A 24550-nucleotide genomic window follows, 5' to 3' on the forward strand; every position below is an offset into this window, starting at 1 on the left:
ACATCATGCCTTCGATAACCGTTGAATCCTGTACTTTTGCCCTGTTCGGCGCGCTGGGCGATCTGGCCCTGCGCAAACTGTTTCCGGCGCTCTATCAGCTCGACCGTGCCGGTCTGCTGCATGCCGATACGCGGATTTTCGCCCTGGCGCGCGAGAATGGCGAGGCGCAACAGCATCTGGCCTGCATCGGCGAGCACCTGCTGCGCCATGTGCCGGCCAGCGAGGTCGACAAGCTGGTGCTGCAGCGCTTCCAGGCGCGCCTCAGCTACCTGACCATGGACTTCCTTCAGGCCGACGACTACGACGCGCTGGCCGAGCAGGTCGGCAGCGGCGAACGGATGATCGCCTATTTCGCCACGCCGGCCTCGGTCTACGGCGGCATCTGCGCCAACCTGGCGCGGGTCGGCCTGAGCGAGCGGGCGCGGGTGGTGCTGGAAAAGCCCATCGGCCATGATTTGGAGTCCTCGCGGGCGGTCAACGATGCGGTCGCGCAGTATTTTCCGGAAACCCGCATCTACCGCATCGACCATTACCTGGGCAAGGAGACGGTGCAGAACCTGATCGCCCTGCGTTTCGCCAACAGCCTGTTCGAAACCCAGTGGAACCAGAATCACATCTCCCACGTGGAAATCACCGTGGCCGAGAAGGTCGGCATCGAAGGCCGCTGGGGCTACTTCGACCAGGCCGGTCAGCTGCGCGACATGATCCAGAATCACCTGCTGCAACTGCTCTGCCTGATCGCCATGGACCCGCCCAGCGAGTTGTCCGCCGACAGCATTCGCGACGAGAAGGTCAAGGTGCTCAAGGCGCTGGAGCCGATCACCGCCGCGCAACTCAGCCGCCAGGTGGTGCGGGGTCAGTACGTGGCCGGCAGCAGCGATGGCAAGGCGGTGCCGGGTTATCTGGAAGAGGAAAACTCCAACACCCAGAGCGATACCGAAACCTTCGTCGCCATCCGTGCAGACATCCGCAACTGGCGCTGGGCCGGCGTGCCTTTCTATCTGCGTACCGGCAAGCGCTTGGCAGAAAAAATGTCGCAGATCGTCATCCACTTCAAGGAAACCCCGCACTACATCTTCGCCCCGGAGCAGCGCCAGTTGATCGGCAACAAGCTGATCATCCGCCTGCAGCCGGACGAGGGTATCGCCCTGCAGGTGATGACCAAGGACCAGGGCCTGGACAAGGGCATGCAGTTGCGCAGTCACGCCCTGCAGTTGAATTTCTCCGACACCTACCGCAGCGCGCGCATCCCCGATGCCTACGAACGCTTGCTGCTGGAAGTGATGCGCGGCAACCAGAACCTGTTCGTGCGCAAGGACGAGATCGAATGCGCCTGGCTGTGGTGCGATCAGCTGATCGCCGGCTGGAAGCAGCTGGGCGATGCGCCGAAACCCTACGCCGCCGGCACCTGGGGGCCGATGGGTTCGATTGCCCTGATCACCCGCGACGGGAGGTCCTGGTATGGCGATCTCTGATCTCGATCTGCCGTTGGGCGTGGTGGCGCGCAGCCTGAGCAATCCGGCGCAGCTGGCCAAGGCCCTGGCCCAGGCGGTCGCCGAGGCACTACGCGTGGCGATCGAAACCCAGGGCCAGGCGACCCTGGTGGTGTCCGGTGGGCGCAGCCCGATCGCCTTCTTCGAGCAACTGGCGCAGCAGCCGCTGGACTGGGCGCAGGTGGTGATCAGCCTGGCGGACGAGCGCTGGGTGCCGGTCGCCCACCCTGACAGCAACGAAGGCCTGGTGCGCCGCCATCTGCTCCATGGCCCGGCCGCCGCCGCGCGGTTTTTCGGCCTGTACCAGCCGGCAGTAAACCTGGAGCAGGCGGCGCTGAAGGCCGACCAGGCCCTGGCCGAGTTGCCGCCGATCGACGTGCTGGTGCTGGGCATGGGCGACGACGGCCATACCGCCTCGCTGTTCCCCAACAGCCCGAATCTGCACGACGCCTTGCAGGCCGACTGCCCGCGCCGCTGCCTGCCGATGCTGGCGCCCAGCGTGCCGCATCAGCGCCTGAGCCTGACCTTGCCGTTGCTGAGCTCGGCACGTTTGCCGCTGCTGGCCCTGCAGGGTCAGGGCAAGCTCGCGACCCTGGCCGCCGCCTTGGCTGCGGGCGAGGTGGCGAGCATGCCGGTACGCGCGCTATTGCATTCCCCCCTCGAGATTTACTGGTGCCCCTAGGGCCGAAGGACCAGCCGATATGACGACCAACGACAAAAGCCCGCACGCCCGCATGGCTGCAAAAATCGCCCAGATCGACAGCCTCTGCGCCCGTGCGCGGATCATGCCGGTGATCACCATCGCCCGCGAGGCGGACATCCTGCCATTGGCCGATGCCCTGGCAGCCGGCGGCCTGAGCGTGCTGGAAATCACCCTGCGCTCGGCCCATGGCCTGACCGCCATTCGCCTGCTGCGCGAGCAACGGCCCGAACTCTGTGTCGGCGCCGGTACCGTGCTCGACCTGCAGATGCTCGCCGCCGCCGAGGAGGCCGGTGCGCAGTTCATCGTCACCCCCGGCTCGACCGCCGAACTGCTCAAGGCCAGCCTGGACAGCACGGTACCAATGTTGCCAGGCACCAGCAGCGCCTCGGACATCATGCTCGGCTATGCCCTCGGCTACCGCCGCTTCAAGCTGTTCCCCGCGGAAGTCTGCGGCGGCACCGCGGCGCTCAAGGCCCTCGGTGGTCCCTTTGGCGATGTGCGGTTCTGCCCCACCGGCGGCATCAACCCCGACAACCTGCAGCGCTACATGGCGCTGCCCAACGTGATGTGCGTCGGCGGCACCTGGATGTTCGACAGCCAGTGGGTCAAGAACGGTGACTGGGCGCGCATCCAGCAGTGCAGTGCCGAAGCCCTGCAGCTGCTGGACTGAGTGCGGTTGCGGCCCCGGATTGCATCCGGGCTGATCCCGTAGGGTGTGCGGGGCCGCCTAGGCCGTGCGCACCGGTTTTTCCTCTCGGCCACAGGGTGCGCACGGCGCACCCTACGGGCGTTCGTCCGACTCCTTATTGGAATCCGCTAGCATGAATCCGCCACCGATCAAGCAGCCCCTGCTGCTCGGCATGATGCGCCTGCTCGATTATCCCGAGCTGGCGACGCCGCAGGCCCTGCTGAGCTTTGTCGAGCGCTGCGTCGAGCAGGGCTTGAATGCGTTCGACCATGCCAACATCTATGGCCTGGGCCAGTGCGAAGCGCACTTCGGCGCGGCCTTGCGCCTGCGCCCGCAGTTGCGCGGCCAGCTGCAACTGATCAGCAAGGCCGATATCGTGCCGGCGGCACTGGACGGCTCGCGCTGGCAGGTCAAGCACTACAACAGCGGGGCGGCCTACCTGACCGCCGCGGTCGAGGCTTCGCTGGCGCGCCTGGGCGTCGAGCGCCTGGATGGCTTTCTTCTGCATCGTCCCGATCCGCTGCTGTGCGCCGACGAAGTGGTGCGCGCCCTGCAGGCCCTGGTCGAGAGCGGCAAGGTCGGCTGGCTCGGGCTGTCCAACGCCGCGCCGCTGCACTGGCAAAGCCTGGGCCGCGAGTTGCCGCTGCGCTGCAATCAGATCGAACTGTCGCTGCTGGCGCAACAAAGCGCCTGGGATGGTCAGCTGCAGACCCTGCAGGCCGACGGTTTGCAGGTCCTGGCCTGGTCGCCGCTGGCTGGCGGCGCTTTTCCCCCGGCCTTGCAGCAGGCCCTGGCCGAGGTGGCTGGCGTCTTGCAGGCAACCCCCAATCAGGTCGCCCTGGCCTGGTTGCGCCGTTTGCCGGGCAGCCCGCGGCCGATTCTCGGCAGCCTGCGCTGGTCGCGGATCGAAGAGGCATTGCACGGCGCCACGCTGCAACTGGACGCCCCGACTTGGTTCTACCTGGCCGAAGCGGCGCGCGGCCACAAGGCGCCCTGAGAGGCGCGTGCTAGCGAAACAGCCGGCGCGGCAGCCCGCACAGATACCCCTGCATGCCGAACAGTTCGACCACCGACTGCACGACAATTACCGCCGCCACCACTTCCCAGCCCTGCGGCAAGCCCAGGCAGAAGGTGAGGGTGCACCGGTGGCTGGCGCAGCCCTTGGCACTTATTCGCTGGCAGCGTCCGCCCGCTGGCGCTGGATTTCCTTGCGCTTCATGGTGAGGTACTGGTCGCGCTCGAGTTCGTGCAGTTGCGCCGGGTATTGCTCGACACCGCTTTGCCAGAGGTCCAGGCGTTTTTCCAGGCGCGCCGCTGGCGGCTCCGCCAGGGCGCTCAGGTAGGCCTCGATCGCCAGGTAATAACGCATGGTGTTACGTTCGACCACGCCGCGCATGCCGCCGATGTAGACGGGCTGATCCTCGGCGTTACGACCGACGATGCTGAAACCCACCTTGTTGCGCCCCAGGGTCGCCAGGTAACCCTGCGTGGCCACGCGGGCCGCCATGCCGTAAGCATAGGAGTAGGACAGATGGAGGAAGCTGCGCTGGGCATCGAGTGCCACCACTTCGAGCTTGATGCGGTAGCGGCTGGTGCCCAGCGGCCCCTCCTTGGCATCCAGCAGCACCTGAAGGAAGTCGGGCGCAGCCGTGGCGACCCGGTAGGCAAACTCGAACAGGTAGGCATCGGCCAGCGCCTGCTCGAACTTGCGGCCGATATTGATGCGCAGGACATCACCCTCCGGACTCGATGCGACGCGGCAGCTTTTCACATTCAGGTGCAGGATGAGGATATCGCACCAGTGCGCGCTGCCTTGCAGCGCCGTGCCGACCAAGGCGTAGGGCTGCTCGATCAGCGCGTAGATATCGCCTTGCAAAGTGTCGTCCGTTTGCCGGGATTCGAGATGCAGCGGGCGTTGGAACGGGTTGTCGCCGAGCTGTTCAGCCAGGGCGGCATGCCGGGCCCTGAGCACCTCGGCGTCCTCGGCATAGACCGGCGCCGCGAGCAGCAGGGCCAACAGCACGGCTGCGCCTAGCCACTGCAAACAGCCTGCGCCGCCTGGCAGGAAACGCCTCACAGCCAGTACTCCCAAAGGCGCCCGAGCAATTCCTTGACCCTCGCGTCGAGGGGACGACGGCGCCATTGCTCCAGGGTGATCTGCTCCGATTTATCCCGGTCGGCGAGAAAGGCCGCGCGCATCTTGCCGCCGAAATCCGTGCCGAGTACCACCGCATTGACCTCCTGGTTGTGCAGAAAACTGCGCCAGTCGAGGTTGGTCGAGCCGACGGTCGACCAGACGCCGTCGATCACCGCGGTCTTCACGTGCAGCAGGGCATCGCGGCGCTGGTGCAGCTTGACCCCGGCCTTCAGCAATTCGCTGTAGTAGGCGCGGCCGGCATGCAAGACCAGCCAGGAATCGGTGCTGCTGGGCAGGATCAGTTGCACGTCGACGCCGCGCGCCGCCGCCTGCTTGAGCGCCGCAAGCAGCTGCGGGTCGGGCACGAAGTAGGCGTTGGTCAGCCAGATCTCGCTTTGCGCGCTGCGCAGTGCCGAGATCAGGGTGACGTAGATCAGGCTGTAGGGATCGTCCGGAGAGCTGCCGACGGCGCGCACCACGTCGTTCCCCCGATGTTGGCTGACTGGGAAGTAATCGCGTGGTATCAGCGGGTTGCCTTGCTGCTTTTCCCAGGTCTCGATGAACAGCTTTTGCAGCTCGCCGACCACCGGACCTTCGAGCTGCAGGTGGGTGTCACGCCAGGGCAGCGCCGCGCCGGGGCGTTCGCTCGACTGCGGGCTGAAGGAGCCGCCGGAATAGACGCTGCTGATGTTGACGCCACCGAGGAAGGCGATGCGCCCGTCGATGATCAGCAGCTTACGGTGGTCGCGCTGGTTGACCGTCCAGCCGGCCTTGGCGGTCAGCGGGTTGACCGGGTTGAACTCCAGCACCTGGATCCCGACCGCGCTGAGACGGGTGAAGAACTTGCTCGGTGTGCCGAGGGTGCCGACGCTGTCGCGGATAAGGTTGACCTGCACACCGGACAGCTGCTTGGCGATCAGCGCATCGGCGAAACGCTGGCCGACTTCGTCGTCTTCGAGAATGTAGGTTTCCAGGTTGATGTGGTCGATCGCGGCGTCGATCGCATTGATCATCGCCTGATAGGTGGCGGGGCCGTCCTGCAGCAGTTCGACCTTGTTGCCGGTAGTCAGGGGGCTGCCGACGATGGCTTCTTCGACTGCCAGGTGCAGGTCGAAGATATTGGTCTCTGCGCCGCGCGCCTGCAGCCGATCGAGAATGGCCTTGCTGCGTGCGGCCGAGAGTGGCCCGTGGGGCCCGTCGAGTTGCACCGGCGGCGCATCGAGGTGCGCCATATCGGGCGTGAGGGTTGGCAATGAACTGCAGGCGCTCAGCGCCAGGCTGAGGATTGCCGTGAGACTCAGCTTCCAGCAATAGGCTGCTTGCATTGGCCATCCTCCCGGGGAGGTATATCGCGCTGCAGCCGGCTGGCTGTCGAAGCGCTACATTCGCCTGAATGTACACGCAAAAGGATAGTCACTAGGCTAGATTCAGTATGTAGGCCAGTGCTCGGTGCGCGTAGCCAGGTGTGACTATGTTCGTTAACGCACTGAACTGAGCGGACTATCCATTCAAGCTGTCCGGGTGCCGTGTCGAGAAGGGTTGATCGAAGTCGTTCAACGCTGATCGGCACGGTTCGCTACAGCGAGCTTGAACCATTCAAGGAGAACGCCATGAGCTTGGGAACGATTCTGTTGATCGTACTGATACTGATGCTGGTGGGTGCTCTACCCACGTGGCCGCATAGCCGGAGCTGGGGCTATGGTCCCACCGGCGGGTTGGGCCTGGTGTTGATCATCGTGCTGGTCCTGCTGCTGATGGGCCGGTTGTGAAAAGCACCGCCTTCTCGTCAGTGCATTGATCGATGCGTTCGCCGCTGGCGGCCTGCGAGGCCGGGGCTGCGGTTTCGGTCGTTATGTTCGATAGCGCACAGATGGCGTGGTGAATATGGATATGCTGTCAGCGAGGGGGGCGGTTATGCCCCCATTTATAGAGCTCGATATGCCTGAGATGCACGCTACACCACAGCAAAATCATCTTTTGGCTGCCTTGCCTGCTGACATTCAAAACCGCCTGCTGCCCAAGCTGGAACTGGTGCAACTGCCCCTGGGCAAGGTTTTGTATGAGTCTGGCGACACCTTGCGCCACGTTTATTTTCCGATCGACTCCATCGTCTCGCTGCTCTATGTGATGGAGAACGGCGCGTCGGCGGAAATTTCCGTGGTCGGTAATGAAGGGTTGATTGGCGTCGCCGTGCTCATGGGCGGCGAGAGCACCACCAGTCGCGCCATTGTGCAAAGCGCCGGCGACGCTTATCGACTGCCGTCGCGGCAGTTCATGGAAGAGGTCAACCGCTACGGCGAGATGTTGCACCTGATGCTGCGTTATACCCAGGCGCTGATCACGCAAATGGCGCAGACGGCGGTGTGTAACCGCCACCATTCGATTGACCAGCAACTGTGCCGCTGGTTGCTGCTGTCACTCGATCGCCTGCCAACCAATGATCTGGTCATGACCCAGGAACTGATCGCCAATATGCTGGGCGTGCGCCGCGAGGGCGTCACCGAGGCAGCTGGCAAGCTGCATAAAGCCGGGGTGATCGAATACAGCCGTGGGCGTATCCGGGTGATCGACCGGCCTAGGCTCGAGCAGATGAGTTGCGAGTGCTATGCGGTGGTCAAGAAGGAAACGGATCGCCTGCTGCCCTTTGCGGTCTAACCGGTTTCGCTGGGTTAAAGCGCCGAGCGACACAGCATATTCGATGTCAATCAAGGTATTAGCGCCATCCGTACCATAGCGAACAGACAAGCCAGCGCCGCTCAATCAGACTGCCGAATCGGGACTGTTCGGCACCTTTCCTGTATCGCTTCCCGATTTTCTCGTGCTGCAGGACGGTTGAATGTCAGCAGCAATACGGGTTCCCGTGGTTAACCAGCTGCTTGCAAGTTTGCCGCACAAGGAGTCGAAACGAATCCTCGAGTGCTGCGAACCGGTCGATCTGGTGTTCGGCACCATCCTCTGTGAGCCGGAGCAAACCTTACGCCACCTGTACTTTCCGCTGACCGGCTTTATCTCGCTGGTGACCACGCTACGTGACCATCAACCGCTGGAAATGGGCCTGATCGGCAATGAAGGCATGCTCGGTGCGACCCTGGTTCTGGGCGTGAACAGCGTGCCGATGCGGGCGGTGGTGCAGGGCGCCGGCACTGCCTGGCGGATCAACGCGGCGCATTTTCGCCGCGAGCTGCAGGAATGCCCGGAGCTGCTGCGCATACTCAATCGCTACCTGTATGTGCTGATGGCGCAGCTGTCGCAAACCGCTGCCTGCACCCACTTCCATGAAATCGAACCGCGCCTGGCGCGCTGGTTGCTGATGACCCATGATCGCGCGCACGCCGATCACTTCTACCTTACCCATGAATACCTGGCCGACATGCTCGGGGTGCGCAGAAGTGGCGTCACCGTCGCCGCAGGAGCCTTGCAACTGCGCGGCCTGATCCACTACACCCGTGGCGAGATCAGCATCCTCGACCGCAAAGGGCTGGAGGCCGCCTCCTGCGAGTGTTACGACGCCGCCATTGATGACTACGCGCAGTTGTTGCACTAGCGAACCACTGCGCTCGGTCGTGCAGGTTCAAGCGGCCTGCCGTGGCGAGCTCAAGGGCATCATTTATAGGTCGTTGGGCAGATACCCGTTTGCAGCAGGGCAACGAATTGTTCCAGCGCCAGCGGCCGGCTGAAAAAGTAGCCTTGACCTTCCTCGCATGACTGTTCCTGCAGAAATTCCAGTTGCGACTGTTGCTCCACACCCTCAGCGATCACCCGCTGATTGAGGCTGGAGCCCATGGCGATCACCGCGCGGACAATGATGCCGGTGCCATCTGTGCTGCCGATCTCCTGGACAAACGACTGATCGATCTTGAGTGTGTCAAGCGGAAATCGATTCAGGTAACTCAGGCTGGAAAAGCCGGTGCCAAAGCCATCCACCGCCAGCTGGATGCCCATGTCCTTGAGCTGGTGAAGGGTCTCGATACTGGCCTTGGCATCGCGCATCAACACGCTCTCGGCCACTTCCAGTTGCAGGATGCCGGGTGCCAATCCTCTGTCGCTCAAGATGGCGCGAACCCCCGCGATGAAGTCCCGGTGGCGAAACTCCTGGGCAGAGATGTTGACTGCAACCGTGATTGGTTCTGCGTTGGCGTTTTGCCAGAGCTTTGCCTGGGCGCATGCTTCACGCAACACCCAGCGACCAATCGGCACGATCAGCCCGCAATCCTCTGCAATCGAGATGAAGCGGGCGGGCGCCACCAGGCCCCATTGCGGATGCTGCCAGCGCAACAGTGCCTCGGCACCGGTAATGGCGCCGCTGCGCAGATTGATTCTTGGCTGGTAATGCAGGACGAATTGCTGTCGCGCCAGTGCATGGTGCAAATGGCTTTCGATGAGTTGCCGCTCGACCGCCCGCACATTCATGTCCTGGGTGAAGAACTGGTAGTTGTTGCGCCCCCTGTCCTTGGCCTGGTACATCGCGGTGTCGGCATTCTTGATCAGGGTTTCCGCGTCTCGACCATCGGCCGGGTAGATGCTGATGCCGATGCTGGTGGTGATATGCAGCTCATGCTGGTCGATGACATGGGGCCTGGCCAGCGCGGCGAGGATTTTTTCCGCGGTCAAGGCCGAGTCCTGTGCCTCATGCGCTTCCGAAAGCAGCACCACGAACTCATCGCCGCCCTGGCGGCTCACCGTGTCGGATTTGCGCACGCAAGTACTCAGGCAGCGCGTGACGGACTGCAGCAATTGGTCGCCAACGGCATGGCCGAGGGAATCATTGATGTGCTTGAAGTTGTCCAGATCGAGGAACAGTACGGCCAGCGTCGTGCCCTGGCGCTCGGCCAGGCTGATCGCCTGAGCGATACGGTCGTTGAGCAGCACGCGGTTGGGCAGGTTGGTCAAGAAGTCGTGTTGCGCCAGGTGGGCCATCTTCATGGTCATCGCCTGGGCGGCAGTGGTGTCATGAAACACGATCACCGCGCCCTTGATCTGCCCGCTGGAGTCATGAATCGGTGCGGCGGAGTCTTCGATCGCCGCCTCGCTGCCGTTGCGTTTGATCAGTATCGCGCCCGCCGCCAAGAACTTCGCTTCGTTATGCAACAGTACCGACTCGATCGGGTTTGCCAGCGCCTCGCGTGTAGCGTTGCTGATGATCTGCATTACCTCGGCGATGGGGCGGCCGCGGGCGTCTTCGCGCGACCATCCGGTGAGCGCCTCTGCCGCCACATTCAGGTAGTCGACATTGCCCGTCATATCGGTGCCGATAACCGCGTCGCTGATCGAGTTGAGGGTGATTTCGGCCCGGGCCTTTTCCAGGAAAACGCTTTCCTCGACCGCTTTGCGCTGAATGATGTTGCGCAGTGATTGGGGCACCAGATAACTGCCAAAGTGGCCTTTGGACAGATAGCCCTGGGCGCCACGCTCTACGGCTTCGACGGCCAGTTCTTCGTCGTCGATTTCACTGAGCGTCATGATCGGCGTCTGTGGGGCGCAGGCGAACAACTGGTCGAAGGTCTCGATGCCTTGGCTGTCGGGTAGCGACAAGTCGGTCAGGATCGCATCGATGCAGCCGGTCTTCAGGCGAGCCAAGGCATCGGCCAGGCTTTGCTGCCATTCGAGGATGAATGGGCCGTCTTTGGCCTTGTTCAGAACGTTCTGCAGAGTCGCTGCATCTTCGGCATCAGCGGTGATGATCAGTATTCGATTGGCCATGTCGCACATTCACTCCTTTTGAACAACGCATAAGGCCAGACCAAATGGCTGCCCGCATCCTGCAGAGCCAGGGCCTGCGGGCTGTCGCCGAGTTAAAACTTGAATCCCTCCCGATTGACGCTGTTGGCTTCATCTCTGCTTTGCGCACGGTCAAAGGCTGGAGTCTGCTGCTCGGGGTTATCTGCGCCGCCCCTCAGCCAGCCGCTGTTAACGCGGTTGCCCGGGGGGGCGGGCTCGACCGCTTCATGGGCGGGGGAAAAAGCCGATTCGTCCAGATGACCGTTCCAGTTGCCGCGCCGCGCTTGTTCGGCGAAATACGCCGGTGTGCCGGAGCGGTCAGGTGGTTTCGGCAATGGAGCTTCGGTGTGCACCACGATCTGGTTGTCCAGTTCGACCACACTATCGACGTCTAGTGCTATGAGCCTGGCCAGGTCTTTGTCGAGCTGGCCTGCGACCTTGCCGGTGAGCGTGGCTTTGCCGTTGACTACGGTCACTTCGAGGTGGTTGGCGCGCAGGTAGTGGCGTTGCGCATAGGCCCGCCAGGCTTGGGTTTGCTGCCGGGCATCGGTGAACGACCGGTCCGCGCTGACGGCACTGCTTATGGCAGCTACGGCAATGGCGATGGCCGATGTGACTGCCAACGTGCGCGGATGGGGGGGCATGCTGTTCTCCACAGTTAATCGGCATCGACGCTCGATGCAGCGGGGGCCGGATCGTTATTCCCGGAACCCGTTAACTTCCCCAGGCGTTCTGCGCTTCGGGAAACTCATTGACTGATGCGACATGGAAAGAATGAGAAAGAACGAGAATGGCGTCCGTTCGCTAGCGCACTTAGCTGGGCCGTAAACGAGAAAATGCTGCAGTGCATGCTGCGCTTGCCGTCAAGCATGTGATGGCGCTGGCTGGGCAAGACGAGTTGAGCGGCGGCGAGGCGGTCGGCGATTGTGCCGGCGCCTGTTAGGCTAGGGTCTGTACACGTTATTCAGGGAGACAATTTTGAGTTCACGCATCCATCCATTGGCCGGCAAGCCGGCGCCCGCAGAGATGCTGGTCGATATCGAACAACTGCTGGCCGCGTACTTCGACCTGCAGCCCGATCCCGGCGTGGCCGCGCAGCGCGTGGCCTTCGGCACCTCGGGGCATCGCGGCAGTTCGTTGGCCTCCAGCTTCAACCAGTGGCACGTGCTCGCCATCAGCCAGGCGATCTGCGATTACCGTAAAGCGCAGGGCATCGATGGCCCGCTGTTTATCGGTGCGGACAGCCATGCCCTGTCGCAACCGGCGTTCGACACGGCGCTGGAAGTGCTGGCCGCCAATGGCGTGCAGGCCATGATTTCCGCCGGCGGCGAGTTCACTCCGACCCCGGCGATCTCCCACGCCATTCTGGTGCACAACCAGGGCCGCAGCAGGGGCCTGGCCGACGGCATCGTGATCACCCCGTCGCACAACCCGCCGGACAGCGGCGGCTTCAAATACAACCCGTGCAATGGCGGCCCGGCCGACAGCGACATCACCAACTGGGTGCAGAACCGCGCCAACGCCTTGCTCGAAGACGGCCTCAAAGCGGTCAAACGCATGCCGCTGGCCCAGGCACGTCAGGCGGCCACCACCCATGCGCACGATTACCTGGCGGCCTATGTCGGCGACCTGGGCAGCGTGATCGATTTCGAGGTTATCCGGGCTGCCGGCCTGCGTATGGGCGTCGATCCGCTGGGCGGCGCGGGCGTGCATTACTGGTCGCGCATCGCCGAGCAGTACGGGCTCGATCTGCAGGTGGTCAGCCAGGTCATTGATCCGCAGTTCGCCTTCATGAGCCTGGACTGGGACGGGCAGATCCGCATGGACCCCTCGTCCAGCCATGCCATGCAACGGCTGATCGGTCTCAAGGACGGTTACGACATCGCCTTTGCCTGCGACACCGATTACGACCGCCACGGCATAGTCGCGCCGAGTGTCGGCTTGCTGCCGGCCAACCATTTTCTCAGCGTGGCCATCGATTACCTGTTCCAGCATCGCCCGCAGTGGAGTGCCACGGCGGCAGTGGGCAAGACCCTGGTCAGCAGCGCCATGATCGATCGGGTCAGTGCGCGCCTGGGCCGGCCGCTGCTGGAGGTGCCGGTCGGCTTCAAGTGGTTTGCCGACGGTCTGTTCGATGGCTCGCTGGGCTTTGCCGGTGAGGAAAGCGCCGGCGCCACCTGCCTGCGCCGCGACGGCAGGGTCTGGACCACCGACAAGGACGGCATGGCCCTGGCCTTGCTGGCGGCGGAAATGACCGCCAGTCGCGGTCGCGATCCCGGTGAACTGTATCGCGGCCTGACCGAGGAGTTCGGCGAGATAGTGGCCGACCGCGTCGATGCGCCGGCCACCCCGGTGCAGAAAAAAGCCCTCAGCCAACTCTCGCCTGAGCAGGTGCGCAGCACCCAGCTGGCCGGCGATTCGATCACCCGGGTGCTCGACAAGGCGCCGGGCAACGGCGCGGCGATTGGCGGGATTAAGGTGATCAGCGACGGCGGCTGGTTCGCCGCGCGGCCATCGGGTACCGAGGACATCTACAAGATCTACGCCGAGAGCTACCGCGACCGGGCGCACCTGCAGCGGATTCTTGGCGAGGCGCAACAGATCGTCGATGTGGCGCTGAGCAAGGACTGAGAACTTGTGAAAAAACTCTCGCAACGACGCTCGATATTTCACCGCCGCCGAGTTCGGCCGCTTTTCACTGCTCGGTCAGGGTCAGCAGGATGTCGGCGTACCAGGTGCAGTTGAGCCCGAGGGCCTCGTCCAGCTGCAGGTCGCGGGTGCCCACGTCGAGGCGTGCCGAGTGCACGCCCAGGAGCATCCATGGCAGGTCGCCGAGGCCGTTCTCCGGGGTGTCGGCGACCCGCGTCACCACGGGCGCGCCACTGATGCCGCGGTGAGTCCGCGCATCGCTGAGAAAGTAGCCTTTGCTCTGAAAGCGCAAACCGAAGGACGAGGCGATCACCGCCTGGCGCACCACCGGCATGTGGTGCAGGGTGTCGTGGAAACCCAGGGGGAAACCGACCACCAGCAGGGACGTGCCGACCTCGACCTCGGCGGTCGGCCCATACAGGTGCTCGGGGGTGAAGGCGCGATACAGCGCGGTTGCGGGTAAGGCGGCGCGGTCCAGCTCGATCACCGCCACATCGATTTCGCCGGTGGTGTCGAGGCCCTGGCGCCACAGGCTTTCACCGTCGCGGTAGAGCGGGATGGAAATGCCGATGGACTGGGCGATGTTGTCCGGATCGGTATGCAGTTCGATCTCGATGCGATCGGGGAAGTGCTGATTCTGCGCATCGATCATCACGTGCCGGCTGGTGACCAGGAACAGGCGCTCGTCGCGGGCGAAGAAGAAGCTGCTGGCATTGGTCAGCTGCTGGTGCTGATTGAAGGTACAGAGGCGGGCTGCGGTGAGCAGCAAGGGTTCGATCATCATGCTGTCCTTGGGTTCTCCAGGCTGGCCCGGGGCCGCAGCGCAGCGTCCGGAGGGCTCTGGCTGCTGCGGGTGATGCCGCCCAGGGTGATCAGCAAACTGTGGCTCTGCCCGTCCAGGGGCACGCGTACGCCACCCTCGGCATGGCTGATGGGCACACCGTCGAGCTGGGCATGGGCGATGCCGCGACAACGGCGCGCGGGGTTGTCCACCTCGATCCGGTACTGGCTGGACCCCAGGCTTACCGTGGCCGAAAACGCCGGCCAGGCCGCGCTGATGCAGGGAGCGACGATCAGCCAGGCGCCTTCGCGGCGAATGCCGAGAATCCCCTCGACCCCGGCGCGGTACATCCAGCCGGCCGCGCCGGTGTACCAGGTCCAGCCGCCCCGGCCGCTATGCGGGGCGACCCCATAGACATCGGCCGCCACCACGTAGGGCTCGACCTTGTAGCGTTGGCTCTCTTCGGCTGTGCGCGCATGGTTGATCGGGTTGAGCAGGGCGAACAGCGCGCAGGCCTGGTCACCGGCGCTCAGCTTGGCGTGGGCGAGGATGACCCACATCGCGGCATGGCTGTATTGCCCGCCATTTTCCCGCAGGCCGGGTGGATAGCCCTTGATATAGCCAGGCTCGAGCGGCGTCTTGTCGAAGGGCGGGGTGAACAGCAGGGCGATGCCCTCATCTTGGCGGACCAGTTGCTGTTGCAGCGATTGCATGGCCATGGCCGCGCGCACGGGGTCGGCAGCGCCGGACAACACCGCCCAGGATTGGGCAATCGAGTCGATGCGGCATTCGGCGCTGGTGTGCGAGCCGAGCCAGGTGCCGTCGTCGAAGGTGGCCCGGCGATACCACTGGCCATCCCAGGCCTCGCGCTCCAGCGCCGCACGCAGCGCCAGGGCGTGCTCGCGCCAGCGCTCTGCACGCTCGGCGTCGCCGATGGTTGGCCGCGCCAGGGCCAAGGGGACGAACAGCTCGAGGGTGCGCAGCAGCAGCCAGCCGAGCCACACGCTTTCGCCCTGGCCGCCTTCGCCGACGCGGTTCATGCCGTCGTTCCAGTCGCCACCGCCGATCAGTGGCAGGCCGAGTTTGCCGGTCAGTTGCAGACACTGCTCGAGGCCCCGGGCGCAGTGCTCGAACAGTGAGGCCTCTTCGGCGGCGACCATCGGCTGGAAGAAGGCATCGTGCTCCTCGGGCTTCAACAGCGGCCCGTCGAGGAACGTCACCTGCTCGTCGAGGATCGCCGGGTCGTCGGCCACCGCGATATAGCTTGCGGTGGCGAAGGCCAGCCAGACGCGGTCATCCGAGATGCGCGTGCGCACCCCCTGGCCGGAATGTGGCAGCCACCAGTGCTGCACGTCGCCCTCGACGAACTGCCGGCTGGCGGCGCGCAGGATATGGCTGCGCGTGGCCTCGGGCTGGGAAAAGGTCAGGGCCATGCCGTCCTGCAGCTGATCGCGGAAGCCGTAGGCGCCGCTGGCCTGGTAGAACGCCGAGCGCGCCCAGATGCGGCAGGCGAGGGTCTGATAGAGCAGCCAGCCGTTGAGCATGATGTCCATGGCGCGGTCGGGAGTCTGCACCTGTACCGCGCCGAGTGCGTTCTGCCAGTGGTCGGTGACTGCCTTGAGTACCGCGTCGAGATCGGCTACCCGGTAACGTTCGACCAGGGCTGTGGCGGCTTCGCTGGAGGCGCACTGGCCGATGAACGCGACCACTTCCACACTCTCGCCCGCCGCCAATTCAATGCTGCACTGCAGCGCGGCGCAGGGATCAAAGCCGGCGCCAGTGGTGCCGGACAGGGGAGCGTTGCCGAGTAGCGCGGCGGGTGCCGCCGCGTTGCCATTGCGGCCGAGAAACTCGCAGCGATCGCCGGTCCATGAGGATTGCCGCCCGCCGAGGTCGGCAAAGGCGACCCGTCCGGCAAAGGCGTTACTCCAGGGATTGCGCGCCAGCAGCACACCGCTGCCGGCATCGACCTGGGTGGTGATAAACGGCGCCGACGCACCCCGGGCGGTGCCCAGTACCCATTCGCTGTAGGCGGTGAGGGAAAACCGGCGCGCTTGGCCCGAGAGGTTGCGCAGGGTCAGTCGGGAAATCTTGATCGGGTCGGCCAGCGCCACGTACTGCAGCAACTCCAGGGCGATGCCGTCCACCTGATGCTCGAAGCGACTGTAGCCGTGGCCGTGGCGGGCGATGTACAGGCCGTCATCGCGGATCGGCTGCGCCGTGGCGCTGTACAGGGCCAGGCTGTCTTCGTCACGCACATAGAAGGCTTCGCCGCAGGGATCGGTGACCGGGTCGTTGGACCAGGGCGTGAGCTGGTTTTCCCGGCTGTTTTCGGCCCAGGTGTAGCCGCTGCCTTGCGCCGAGGCCTGGAAGCCGAAGCCCGGGTTGGCGATCACGTTGATCCAGGGTGCCGGCGTGTTGCGGCCGGCCTGCAGCAGGGTCACATATTCGCGGCCGTTGTTGGCGAAACCGCCCAGGCCGTTGAAAAACTCCAGATCCGTGGCGAGTTCGCTGGCTGCGGCCTGTTCGGCCAGCGCTTGCGCTGGCGCAGGCGCCGTCGGCAACTGGGCGGATGCCCGTGGCGGCAGGGCCGGGGCGGCGCTGAGGTGGTTGACCAGTTGATTGGCAATCGGGCCGCGGCGGGCGATCAGCGCGACCCGGGCGATCGAGCGCAGCAAGGCGCGGGCGGCGACGCTCAGCAGGTCGGCGCGCAGCACATAGACCGAACCCTGTGCCAGTTCGGCGCCGAAACGCTGACGCGACTGGCTGCGGCGCACCGCGGTCTCGATGGCGATCTGCAGGTCCTGCAGGTACGAGGAGGCGTGCTCGTTGAGGATCACCAGATCGACGCCGAGGCGCTTCATTCGCCAGTATTCGTGGGCACGCAGCAATTGGCGTACCTGGGCGATTTCCTGGATGTCGTCGATGCGCAGCAGGACGATCGGCAGGTCGCCGGAAATCCCGTGGGGCCAGAGCCCGGCCTGCGCCCCGGCGCCACGCAGGATCGCCTTCGACGGCGCGCGGAAACGTGGATCGGCGTACAGAATGGGCGCGGCCAGCCGCTGGAAGTCGGCCGCTTCCGCAGCCTGGATATCGAGGTGGCGCAGCTGCACCTGGGCCTGGGTCCAGGCCAGGGTCTTGGCGCGCTCGAATGCACTGCGGTCATGGTGTTTGTCGATCAGGTCGAGCAACTCGGCCCGCGAGGCGGCGACCAGGGTCCAGAAGGCGACCCGTGCGGCCTTGCCCGGGGCGATGCTGACCAGGTACTTGAGCGCGAAGATCGGGTCGAGCACGGTGCCGACCGTGTTCGACAGTGCCTGGCCATCGACGATCACCGCGGCTGCGGCGATGCTCGGGCGCTGGCCGATAAAGCGTGCGCGGTCGGACTCGTACTGTGGATCGGCGACTATCTCGCCTTCGACCACGGCAAAGTGCGCCGCCCACACCTGCGCCTCAGCCTCAGCGTGTGGGCGGCGGGTGGCGAGCAGGGCGCCGAACTCGGCGAGGTATTCGGTGACCACGAACAGCTTGGCGAACGCCGGGTGCGCGTTGTCGCTGGCGGGCGTGGTCAATACCACTTCGGCGTAGGAGGTCAGCTCGATCTCACGCGCCTGGCGGCCGCTGTTGGCCAGGGAGACGCGGCGCACTTCGCCGTCATCCTCGCCGGACACCAGCACCTCCATGGAGGTGGTCAAGCGGCCATCGTGGCGGATGAACTCGGCGTGATCCTCGGCGAACAGCACTTCGTGGGAGTCCGCTGTGCTGCCGATCGGCTGACCGCCGGCGGACCAGACCCGGCCGTCCTGGGTATCGCGCAGGAAGATGAACGAGCCGCAGTCGTCGCGGGTCGCGTCTTCGCGCCAGCGGGTGATGGCGATGTCGCGCCAACGGCTGTAACCGGCGCCCGCGCCGGTCAACATCACGGCATAACGGCCATTGGTCAGCAGGTGGGTGATCGGCGGTGCATCGGCTGCCGAACCGGTCAGGCGGCGCATGGTCTGCGCGTCGCTGCCGACCTCCGGCGCCCGAATCTTCACTTCCTCGGCGCGTGGATGGGCAACCGCCACGTCGCGCGGCATGCGCTCCTGCAATAGCAGTTCACAGGCCTGGATCATTGGCTCGCGATGGAAGCGCTCGCGCATCTGCCCATCCTGCAAGGTGTTGGCGATGGCCACTATGGTCATGCCCTGGTGGTGGGCCATGAAGTTGCGCACGATGGCCACGCGCTGGCCATTGGGCAGGCGGCTGGGCGTGAAGTCGAGGGCCTCATAGAAGCCGTAACGGCCAAGCGCGCCCATGTCGCTCAGGCGCTGGTAGTTCTGTTGCGCGCCTTGCGGGTCGATCATGGTCGCCAAACCCGAGGCATAGGGCGCAATCACCACGTTCTCGGCGAGGCCGCGCTTGAGGCCGAGGCCGGGCACGCCGAAGTTCGAATACTGGTAGGTGAGCTCCATGTCGCGGGCGTTATAGGCGGACTCGGAAATACCCCAGGGGATGTTCTGTGCCTGCCCATAGTCCTGCTGACGCTGCACCACCAGGCGGTTGGTCTGCTCGAGCAGGCTGCCGCTCGGCGCGCGCATGATCAGCGACGGCATCAGGTATTCGAACATCGAGCCGGACCAGGAAATCAGCGCCGAGCCGTTGCCCAGCGGGGTCGCGGTGCGGCCGAGGCGGAACCAGTGGCGGGTGCTCACATCGCCCTTGGCGATGGCGAACAGGCTGGCGAGACGGGCTTCCGAGGCCAGCAGGTCATAGCAGCTCGGGTCGAGGCGGTTGTCGACGAGGCCGTAGCCGATCGACAGCAGTTTGCGCTCGGGGTCGAGCAGGAAGGCGAAGTCCATCGCCAGCGCCATCTCCCGCGCGGTGCCGGCCAGTGCCTGCAGGCGCAACCTGAGGCCGGCGACTGCGGCGTCGGCCTGCTGCCGGTCACGCGCATGTTCGGTCAGGCTCAGGCCGAGCGCCTCGAGCCAGAACAGCAGATCGGTCAAGCCGTCCTCGCCGACGCTGGGGGCGATCTCCTGAGCCAGCTTGGCGGCCTTTTCCGTCAGGCGTTTGAGCGGTGCGGAGATTGTCTCCAGCGCTTGCGCGCCCTGCAACTGGGCGGCAATATCGTCGAGCAGGGCGGCGAGCTGCTGGCCGCGCTCGCTGTTGGCGGACAAGGCGTCGATGGTGGTTCGGGCCAGGTGCAGGTTGTCCTGCATGCCTTGGCGTGCCTGTGGGGCGAGCGGCATGGCGAACCACTCTTCGCAGGCATTGGCGAGCACGATCAGGTGGCCGGCGAGATTGCCGCTGTCGACCGATGACACATAGGCCGGTTCGAGTGCGCGCAGGTCCTGGGTGTCGTACCAGTTGAAGAAGTGGCCCCTGTGGCGCTGCAGGCCGAGCATGCAGGCGAGGGTGGTTTCCAGGCGTTCGACGGTCTGCAGGGTGCCGGCCCAGCCAAAGTCGCGGGCGGCAATGGTCGAGAGCAGGTAGAGGCCCATGTTGGTCGGCGAGGTGCGATGAGCCACCACTGGCTGCGGATCTTCCTGGAAATTGTCCGGCGGCAGCATGTTGTCCACCGGGGTCACGAAGGTCTCGAAGAAGCGCCAGGTACGCCGGGCGGTGAGGCGCAAGTCGCGCGCGTCCGACTCGCTCAGGGCGAGACTGCGGGCGACCCGTGGCGAGCGGCTGGCGCGCAAGGCAAGTGCCGGTGCGCCCAGCCAGAGCAGGGCGAAAGGCAGCACCACGGGCCAGGAAGCGGGGGCGAAGGCCACCGCGCCGGCCGCGACCAGCAGGCCAAGGGTGGTCGAACCGGCCATGCCGCGATAGAAACCTCGTAGGTTCAGGCGCGGGCTGATGGCTGACTGTGCCGCGGTGGTCCATTGCAGCAGGTTGCTGCGGGTGATTGCCAGCCGCGCCAGGGTTCTGCCGATGGCATCGAGCATGCGCCAGGCGCTGTCGGGCAGAAAGGCCAGCGACAGCAGGGTCTGCGCCGTGGCGAGTTTCAGGTCGGCGAGCAGCCGGCGCAGATGGTTGGGCAGACGCACACCGCTGTGTTGTGGCAGCAGGGCGAAGAAGGTGGGCAGGAAGGCCGGGATCGCCATGGCCGCGAGCATCAGCAGGGTCGCGCTCAAGGCGGCCGGCATCGGCAGCAGCCAGCAGGCCGCCAGGGCGAGCAAGGTCAGCGGGGCCAGCAGCGAGCGGCGCAGGTTATCGAGCATCTTGAAGCAGCCGATCGAGGGAACCGCCAGGTGACCGCTGCGCGTCCCGAAGATCCAGGGCAGCAGTTGCCAATCGCCGCGGGTCCAGCGGTGCTGGCGCTTGCTTGCCACGTCGTAGCGCGAGGGAAATTCTTCGACGACCTCGACATCCGAGGCGAGGCCGGCACGGGCGAAAATACCCTCGAACAAGTCATGGCTGAGCATCGAGTTTTCCGGCACCCGGCTGGCCAGGGCGGCCTCGAAGGCATCGATGTCATAGATGCCCTTGCCGGTGTAGGAGCCTTCGCCGAACAGGTCCTGGTAGACGTCGGAAACCGCCGCCGCGTAAGGGTCCATGCCGCCAGGGCTGGAAAACACCCGTTGATAGAACGAGCCTTCGCGTCCGACCGGCAAGGACGGCGTGACCCGCGGTTGCAGAATCGCATAGCCGCTGGTGACGCGCTGCAAGCTGTCGCTGAAGCGCGGCCGATTCAGCGGGTGACCCATCTTGCCGATCAGGCGCAGCGCCGCATCGCGCGGCAGCCGCGTATCGGCATCCAGGGTGATGACGTAACGCACATCCGCAGGCACCTGCTGGGTGCAACCCGCCAGGGTCATGTAGCTGGTGTCGCTGGCACCGCGCAGCAGCCGATTGAGCTCATGCAGCTTGCCGCGTTTGCGTTCCCAGCCCATCCAGGTGTTTTCGCCGGCATTGAACTGCCGATGGCGGTGCAGCAGCAGGAAGCGGCTGCCACCCGGGGCTGGCCCATACCGCTGATTGAGCAGGGCGATGGCCGCGACCGCCACGGCCAGTAGCGGGGCATCGGTCGCGACCACTTGCTGATCGGCGTCCAGCCCGTCGGTGAGCAGGGCGAAAGTCAGATCGCCACCGGCACCGGCAAGGTGATGGACTTCCAGACGCTCGATTTGCTCCAGCAGATCGGCCTCGCTGGTCAGCAGGGTCGGCACCGCAACCAGGGTGCGCAGCGCTTGCGGCACCCCGTTGGTGAGTTCCAGGCCGGGCAGGGTCATGGCGCCGAAGCTCCAGGTGACCGTGCGATTGACCAGCGCCGTCGCCACTTCGGTGGCCGGGAGGAAGCCGAGCACGGCCAACAGCAGCAGCCAGCCAGCCGTCACGCTGGGCATCGACAGCGTCCACAACGCCAGCGCGAGCAAGCTCGTGGCCACCAGCAGAATGCTGCCGACATAGCCGGCGATACCCAGGCGGATCTTGAGGCGACTGAAGCGCAGGCGCACCGGCGGCTTGAAGCCGATGGCCTGTTCCAGCGCCCGACGCCCTTCGGCGATCAGGTGGTAGCCCGGGTCGCCGACGCGCTCGGCCTGTTCCCCTTGCCTGCTTTGCTCGGCATGCTGAGCCGCCGCCAGGGCCAGGCCGGCCACTTCCAGTTCCGTGGCCGAGGAACCGCGGGCCAGCTGTTCGATCGCGCTGCGGTACAGGTTGCGGGTGGGGAAATCCATGCTGGCAAAGGCGCTGCCCGCGCCTAGACGCTCATCGACCAGGCTGACGCTCTCGAACAGCTCGGCCCAGTCGATATCGGAAATCAGTCGCATGCTGGTGATGACGTTGCGCACGCTGAGGTTGGACGCGCCCTGGCGCTGCTGCGAGCGCTGCACCACGTCATCGATCGAGGCACCTTGCAGGCTGAGCTGTTCTTCCAGCCAGCCCAGCGCCGGGGTGGTCCTGGGATCCTGGTCCCGCAGGCATTTGGCCAGTTCTGCGGCGAAAGGCTCGGACATTGGCCCGGCCTTGCGCGTGGCGACCTCCGCCTCCAGGGCGCTGCGCGCGGAACCTGCTGCCAGCAGGCGAATGGCCAGGGCATCGGCCTCGGCGCGGGCGGCGCGGCCGGCGCTGATCTGGTCGGCCAGGCGGCGCAGGTTTTCGATCAGCACGATGCGCAAGGTGATGGCCACGGCCCATAGCTCGCCAATGGTCAGTGGCTGAACCCGCTGATAAGCGCTGATGAAGCGGCGCAGCGTGTCGGGGTCGAAGTGGCTGTCGGTATGGGCGACGAAGGCCCAGGCCAGACCGAACACCCGTGGATAGCCGGCGAACGGACCATGGCCCAGCTTCGGTAGCTGGCGATAGAAGCCCGGCGGCAAATCATCGCGAATCTCGCGGATCTGGGCTTCGACCAGGTGGTAATTGTCCAGCAGCCATTCTGCGGCCGGCACTACGCTGCGATTCTGCTCCAGCTCCGCGGCGCTGGCCCTGTAGGCGGCGAGCAATACCTTGGCATTGTCATCGAGCCGGACATGCAGCGACAGCACTGTCGGCGGATGCGCGGTCACCGACTGAACCGCAGCAAGGCTGTGGGCGTGTTGTTCCAGGCGCTCGACGCCGAAGAGCTCCTGGCGTACCGGCGCGGGGTCAGTCCAGGGTGGTGAGAGGGGACGGGGGCCGAGAATGGAGCGAAGAAACGAGTTCATGGATGCCTTCCTGGCCAGCATTGAAAATGCAATAGGACTCGATCCGGCTGAGCCTATCAAAGGGCGCTACGGCATGCTTTCGGAAGAACTTCAGAGGCCGCTTTCGGGCTTCTGCCACTTCACCGTACTGGCCTTGTGCAATGGCAGAACCCGCCATGGCGGGTCTGTAAGCCTGTGCACAGTCAGTTGCGTCGATGAGGTGCGGGGCCCGCCTAGCGTGGGCCTCTCATCAGGAAGGCTGCTGTCGCAGCATGGGCTCGAAGATACAGCAAAGGCATGCCTGTTGTCTGACCGCGAATTGCTCCGGTCTGCTCAGGGTTGGCCGGATTTCCGATAAGCAGTACGGGTGAAGGGCGGCGTCGCGGTTGCGAGTTGGCCATATGGCGGCTTCATTGCCCAGTTCGCCTGACGCGTAGCAGGAGCAGAGCCGTTGCCGCCAGGGCGGTGCCGGCGTAGAAGGCCACTGGGGCGCCATAGGACTGCCACAGCCAGCCGGCGGTCGCGCTGGCCAGCAGCACGGCGATGCCACTGACCAGGTTGAACAGGCCAAAGGCGCTGCCCTTGAGCTCGGCTGGCGTGGTGTCCGCCACCAGTGCTGCCAGAATGCCCTGGCTGAAGCCCATATGCAGGCCCCACAGGGCGACGCCGAGCAGCACCGTGATGACCGAACCGGCCCAGGCCAGCAGTAGATCGGCGAGGATCAGCAGCAGCAAGCTGGCGCCCAGCAAGGTGCTGCGCTCGATGCGATCCGACCACTTGCCCACCGGGTAGGCCGAGAGCATGTAGAACGCCGCCATCACCACCATGACCAGCGGCACCCAGGCGGCGGGGAGGCCCAACTGCTCGGCGCGCAGCAGCAGAAAGGCTTCGCTGAAGCGGGCCAGGGTGAACACCGCGCCGATGCCGACCACCCACCAGAATGCCTTGGAGAATCGAGCCAGGGATTGCAGGCGCACCGGCGAACGTAACGCCAGGGCACGCGCTGGGCGTGCCGGTTCGCTGACCCCGGCCCAGAGCGTGACCACCGCCAGCAGTGCGGGGATAGGCGCAAACCACAACACCTGGGTGATATCGCCGCTGAACCAGAGCATCAGCAGGATCGCCAGGATCGGCCCGAGAAAGGCGCCGGCGGTATCCATCGACTGGCGCAGCCCGAAGCAGGCACCACGGATAGCGGCCGGGGCCACATCGGCGATCAGCGCATCGCGCGGGGCGCCACGGATGCCCTTGCCGATCCTGTCCAGCAGGCGTGCGATGAAAACCGTTTCCGCCGAGTCAGCCAGGGGAAACAGCGGTTTGCTCAGCGCCGCGAGGCCGTAACCAAGCAGCAGCAAGCCTTTGCGCCGGCCGATGAAATCGCTGAGCGCGCCGGAAAACACCTTGACCAGCAACGCGCTGGCCTCGGCCAGCCCTTCTATCAGCCCGACCGTCAGCATGCTGGCGCCCAGCGTACCCACCAGAAACAGCGGCAGCAGGCTGTGCACCAGCTCCGATGACACATCCATGAACAAGCTGACCAGGCCCAGCGCCCAGATCGTGTGCGGGATGCCCTGGGCGGGTTTGACTGCAAACCTTGGCATGCGCTTGCCTCCCGGAAAGCCGATGCGCGGCGCTGGCTGCCGTTCGCCGCCAATTTCTGCCGCGAACAAGGCGACGACGAGCCTGTCGTGCCGGGCCAAGCCGTACTAGCCTATCCACAGACCTGGTCAGCAAGGGAGCGCTGAGAGTTTGTGAAAGAACTCCCGCCTGTT

The 24550-nt window shown here is 65.1% G+C and carries 15 protein-coding genes; 8 read left to right on the forward strand and 7 right to left on the reverse strand.

What is annotated here, in order from left to right; all coding sequences use genetic code 11:
- The first annotated feature begins 5 nt into the window (after positions 1–5).
- The 4 genes from zwf to G9C89_RS08420 all read left to right on the forward strand — a co-directional run bounded on the left by zwf (position 6) and on the right by G9C89_RS08420 (position 3881).
- On the forward strand, positions 6–1475 hold the full coding sequence (gene zwf, locus G9C89_RS08405) for a glucose-6-phosphate dehydrogenase (protein ID WP_172147359.1): 1470 nt from the start codon (positions 6–8) through the stop codon (positions 1473–1475).
- On the forward strand, positions 1462–2175 hold the full coding sequence (gene pgl / locus G9C89_RS08410; protein ID WP_172147361.1) for a 6-phosphogluconolactonase: 714 nt from the start codon (positions 1462–1464) through the stop codon (positions 2173–2175). The genes zwf and pgl overlap by 14 nt, the downstream gene beginning before the upstream one ends.
- A gap of 19 nt (positions 2176–2194) precedes the next feature.
- Entirely contained in the window at positions 2195–2866 is a 672-nt protein-coding gene (locus G9C89_RS08415) for a bifunctional 4-hydroxy-2-oxoglutarate aldolase/2-dehydro-3-deoxy-phosphogluconate aldolase (RefSeq protein WP_172147362.1), read from the forward strand.
- 151 nt (positions 2867–3017) lie between these two features.
- A complete protein-coding gene (locus tag G9C89_RS08420) occupies positions 3018–3881 on the forward strand; it encodes an aldo/keto reductase (protein ID WP_172147364.1) in 864 nt (287 codons plus the stop codon).
- A gap of 171 nt (positions 3882–4052) precedes the next feature.
- Here G9C89_RS08420 and G9C89_RS08425 read toward each other — a convergent pair whose 3' ends face one another.
- Both G9C89_RS08425 and cls read right to left on the reverse strand, forming a co-directional pair.
- The gene (locus G9C89_RS08425; RefSeq protein ID WP_172147366.1) at positions 4053–4907 is read right to left on the reverse strand and encodes a hypothetical protein; all 855 of its coding nucleotides are present in this window, start codon (positions 4905–4907) and stop codon (positions 4053–4055) included.
- 50 nt (positions 4908–4957) lie between these two features.
- A complete protein-coding gene (cls, locus tag G9C89_RS08430; RefSeq protein ID WP_172147367.1) occupies positions 4958–6346 on the reverse strand; it encodes a cardiolipin synthase in 1389 nt (462 codons plus the stop codon).
- A gap of 285 nt (positions 6347–6631) precedes the next feature.
- On the opposite strand from cls, the gene G9C89_RS08435 reads away from it, so the two are divergent.
- The 3 genes from G9C89_RS08435 to G9C89_RS08445 all read left to right on the forward strand — a co-directional run bounded on the left by G9C89_RS08435 (position 6632) and on the right by G9C89_RS08445 (position 8565).
- Entirely contained in the window at positions 6632–6790 is a 159-nt protein-coding gene (locus G9C89_RS08435; RefSeq protein ID WP_172147369.1) for a DUF3309 family protein, read from the forward strand.
- A gap of 178 nt (positions 6791–6968) precedes the next feature.
- The gene (locus G9C89_RS08440) at positions 6969–7676 is read left to right on the forward strand and encodes a Crp/Fnr family transcriptional regulator (protein ID WP_390623784.1); all 708 of its coding nucleotides are present in this window, start codon (positions 6969–6971) and stop codon (positions 7674–7676) included.
- Between the two features lie 181 nt (positions 7677–7857).
- Complete coding sequence (locus G9C89_RS08445; protein ID WP_172147371.1) at positions 7858–8565, forward strand: Crp/Fnr family transcriptional regulator; 708 nt, start codon at positions 7858–7860, stop codon at positions 8563–8565.
- A 59-nt stretch (positions 8566–8624) separates the two neighbouring features.
- On the opposite strand, the gene G9C89_RS25405 is transcribed toward G9C89_RS08445, so the two are convergent.
- Positions 8625–10721 (reverse strand): putative bifunctional diguanylate cyclase/phosphodiesterase, encoded by a 2097-nt coding sequence (locus G9C89_RS25405; protein ID WP_172147373.1) that lies wholly within the window; start codon positions 10719–10721, stop codon positions 8625–8627.
- 92 nt (positions 10722–10813) lie between these two features.
- A complete protein-coding gene (locus tag G9C89_RS08455) occupies positions 10814–11383 on the reverse strand; it encodes a BON domain-containing protein (RefSeq protein ID WP_172147375.1) in 570 nt (189 codons plus the stop codon).
- Between the two features lie 334 nt (positions 11384–11717).
- On the opposite strand from G9C89_RS08455, the gene pgm reads away from it, so the two are divergent.
- Positions 11718–13370: a phosphoglucomutase (alpha-D-glucose-1,6-bisphosphate-dependent) gene (gene pgm, locus G9C89_RS08460; RefSeq protein WP_172147377.1), complete on the forward strand. Its 1653-nt coding sequence runs from the start codon at positions 11718–11720 to the stop codon at positions 13368–13370.
- A 64-nt stretch (positions 13371–13434) separates the two neighbouring features.
- Here the strand turns inward: pgm and G9C89_RS08465 are convergent, their stop codons facing one another.
- From G9C89_RS08465 to G9C89_RS08475, 3 genes are all read right to left on the reverse strand, one after another.
- A complete protein-coding gene (locus tag G9C89_RS08465) occupies positions 13435–14169 on the reverse strand; it encodes a S1 family peptidase (protein ID WP_172147379.1) in 735 nt (244 codons plus the stop codon).
- Positions 14169–22799: a GH36-type glycosyl hydrolase domain-containing protein gene (locus G9C89_RS08470; RefSeq protein ID WP_172147381.1), complete on the reverse strand. Its 8631-nt coding sequence runs from the start codon at positions 22797–22799 to the stop codon at positions 14169–14171. The genes G9C89_RS08465 and G9C89_RS08470 overlap by 1 nt, the downstream gene beginning before the upstream one ends.
- A gap of 389 nt (positions 22800–23188) precedes the next feature.
- The gene (locus G9C89_RS08475; RefSeq protein WP_172147383.1) at positions 23189–24379 is read right to left on the reverse strand and encodes an MFS transporter; all 1191 of its coding nucleotides are present in this window, start codon (positions 24377–24379) and stop codon (positions 23189–23191) included.
- Positions 24380–24550 lie beyond the last annotated feature (171 nt).

It is taken from the genome of Pseudomonas tumuqii, from assembly GCF_013184545.1.
Classification (GTDB): domain Bacteria; phylum Pseudomonadota; class Gammaproteobacteria; order Pseudomonadales; family Pseudomonadaceae; genus Aquipseudomonas; species Aquipseudomonas tumuqii.

What these genes read in the sequence shown, in the direction of transcription:
- zwf (WP_172147359.1), top strand. Translation starts at nt 6, where the DNA reads ATGCCTTCGATAACCGTTGAATCCTGTACTTTTGCCCTGTTCGGCGCG.
- pgl (WP_172147361.1), top strand. Translation starts at nt 1,462, where the DNA reads ATGGCGATCTCTGATCTCGATCTGCCGTTGGGCGTGGTGGCGCGCAGC.
- G9C89_RS08415 (WP_172147362.1), top strand. Translation starts at nt 2,195, where the DNA reads ATGACGACCAACGACAAAAGCCCGCACGCCCGCATGGCTGCAAAAATC.
- G9C89_RS08420 (WP_172147364.1), top strand. Translation starts at nt 3,018, where the DNA reads ATGAATCCGCCACCGATCAAGCAGCCCCTGCTGCTCGGCATGATGCGC.
- cls (WP_172147367.1), bottom strand. Translation starts at nt 6,346, where the DNA reads ATGCAAGCAGCCTATTGCTGGAAGCTGAGTCTCACGGCAATCCTCAGC.
- G9C89_RS08435 (WP_172147369.1), top strand. Translation starts at nt 6,632, where the DNA reads ATGAGCTTGGGAACGATTCTGTTGATCGTACTGATACTGATGCTGGTG.
- G9C89_RS08440 (WP_390623784.1), top strand. Translation starts at nt 6,969, where the DNA reads ATGCACGCTACACCACAGCAAAATCATCTTTTGGCTGCCTTGCCTGCT.
- G9C89_RS08445 (WP_172147371.1), top strand. Translation starts at nt 7,858, where the DNA reads ATGTCAGCAGCAATACGGGTTCCCGTGGTTAACCAGCTGCTTGCAAGT.
- G9C89_RS25405 (WP_172147373.1), bottom strand. Translation starts at nt 10,721, where the DNA reads ATGGCCAATCGAATACTGATCATCACCGCTGATGCCGAAGATGCAGCG.
- G9C89_RS08455 (WP_172147375.1), bottom strand. Translation starts at nt 11,383, where the DNA reads ATGCCCCCCCATCCGCGCACGTTGGCAGTCACATCGGCCATCGCCATT.
- G9C89_RS08465 (WP_172147379.1), bottom strand. Translation starts at nt 14,169, where the DNA reads ATGATCGAACCCTTGCTGCTCACCGCAGCCCGCCTCTGTACCTTCAAT.
- G9C89_RS08470 (WP_172147381.1), bottom strand. Translation starts at nt 22,799, where the DNA reads ATGAACTCGTTTCTTCGCTCCATTCTCGGCCCCCGTCCCCTCTCACCA.
- G9C89_RS08475 (WP_172147383.1), bottom strand. Translation starts at nt 24,379, where the DNA reads ATGCCAAGGTTTGCAGTCAAACCCGCCCAGGGCATCCCGCACACGATC.